Here is a 553-nt window from a genome sequence, read left to right on the forward strand (position 1 = left end):
CTTTACGGACCAGAAGGCGAATTTTGGGGTGGGTATAGTGCATGCCTTGGTCAGAGTGCAAGATGGCCTCAGGATGAACATTGCCATCAAACCGTTCAATTAACAACTGCAGCGTCCGCTCCACCAAGACGAGCTCCAGAGAAGATGACAGATAGTGAGCAAGTATCTGCTTGGTTGCCCCATCCTTCACACAAGACAAGTAGGCACGCTGCCCGTGACCATAGTGCAAATAGGTGATATCTGTGAGCAATACTTTTTCTGGTTCCCCTTGGTCAAACTGACGTTTTAGCAGGTTGGGGCATGTCTGGTGTTCCTGAGTCGCCTTGGCCATTTTACGGTATGGGTTAGCTTGCCGAATCGTGGCGACAAGTTTGTACGTTCGCATGATCCGTCGGATCTTTTTGTGGTTCATAATAACACCATTTTCCCGTTCAAGCCTCATTTTAATCACCAATGCTCCTGCTTTGCCATGTAGGGCATCAAAATGCATCTTGATGAGCGCTAAGTCATGTTCATCTGCGCGAGCTTGCAACTGGCGTCTCTCCTCGGCATG

Annotated in this window: 1 protein-coding gene; it reads right to left on the reverse strand. The window is 49.0% G+C overall.

Annotated features, from left to right (window positions below):
* A partial coding sequence (locus tag AC5V8P_RS26020) for an IS3 family transposase (RefSeq protein ID WP_064795927.1) occupies nucleotides 1-532 on the reverse strand: 532 nt, incomplete at its 3' end.
* Between the last annotated feature and the right edge of the window lie 21 nt (nucleotides 533-553).

Source organism: Paenibacillus sp. N119s, assembly GCF_059447605.1.